Annotated in this window: 2 protein-coding genes; both read left to right on the forward strand. The window is 76.0% G+C overall.

Features of this window, described 5'->3' with window-relative positions; translation table 11 throughout:
* On the forward strand, positions 1–332 hold a 332-nt coding region (locus AE652_RS41515; protein WP_049661184.1), incomplete at its 5' end, for a hypothetical protein.
* A gap of 11 nt (positions 333–343) precedes the next feature.
* Positions 344–1,327 (forward strand): aspartate aminotransferase family protein (locus tag AE652_RS41520; protein WP_049661185.1); only part of this gene is annotated, 984 nt, incomplete at its 3' end.

The raw sequence follows: 1,327 nt of genomic DNA on the forward strand, positions 1-1,327 counted from the left end.
CCGAGCGCCGCCACCCGACGGCCGCCCGGGTGGCCGCCGCCTGGGCGGCGCAGGAGGAGCGCCGCGTCCTGGTGGACAGCTCGTACACCACCGCGGTGCTCGACCGCCTGGGCGTGCGGTTCGCCGCGCCGACCCCGCGGTGGTGGTCGGCCGCGCTCACCTGGGCCGCCGAGGCCGGCTACCTGCCGCCCGTCGGCCCGACCCCGCCCACCCGTGACGACATCCGTGACGACGTCAGCGACGGCGCCGATCACGACACCCGTGACGACGTCCGCGACGGCGCCGGTCACGACCCCCGAGACGACATCCGTGAAGGCAGGACCAACCCGTGAAGGCAGGCCCCGTGTCCCAGCTCTCCCCGGCGCTCAAGCAGGCCACCCCGGTCGTCGCCGTACGCGGCGAAGGACTCCACCTCTACGACGCCGACGGCCGCCGCCACCTCGACTTCACCTCCGGCGTGGGGGTGACCAGCACCGGCCACTGTCACCCGAAGGTGGTCGAGGCCGTCCGGGAACAGGCCGGCCGGCTCATCCACGGGCAGTACACCACCGTGCTGCACGACCAGCTGCTCACGCTCACCGAGCGGCTCGGCGAGGTCCTGCCGTCCGGCCTGGACTCGCTGTTCTACGCCACCGCCGGCACCGAGGCGGTGGAGGCCGCGCTGCGGCTCGCCCGGCACGCCACCGGACGGCAGAACGTGATCGTCTTCGAGGGCGCGTTCCACGGCCGCACCATGGGCGCGGCCTCGCTCACCACGGCCGGCACCCGGTTCCGGGCCGGCATCGGCCCGCTGATGCCCGGGGTCGCGGTGGCGCCCTTCCCGGCCGCGTTCCGGCTCGGGCTGTCCGAGGACGAGGCGGTGGCGCACGCCCTGCGCGGGCTGGACGAGGTGCTCGCCACCGTCTCCGCGCCCGCCGAGACGGCCGCGATGTTCGTCGAGCCGGTGCTCGGCGAGGGCGGCTACGTCCCGGCCCCGCCCGGCTTCCTGGCCGGGCTGCGCGAGCGGGCCGACCGGCACGGGATCCTGCTGGTGGTGGACGAGGTGCAGACCGGCTTCGGCCGCACCGGCCGGTTCTGGGCCCACCAGTACGAAGAAGGGGTGCGCCCCGACGTCCTGATCACCGCCAAGGGCCTGGCCAGCGGCTTCCCGCTGTCCGCGATCGCCGCGCCCGCCGAGCTGATGGGCCGCGCCTGGCCCGGCTCGCAGGGCGGCACCTACGGGGGCAACCCGGTGGCCTGCGCCGCCGCGCTGGCGACCCTGGACGTGCTGCGCGAGGAGCGGCTGGTCGAGAACGCGGCCACCGCCGGATCGCAGCGCACCCCGACC

The organism is Kitasatospora sp. MY 5-36, assembly GCF_001182915.1.
Taxonomy (GTDB): Bacteria; Actinomycetota; Actinomycetes; order Streptomycetales; family Streptomycetaceae; genus Kitasatospora.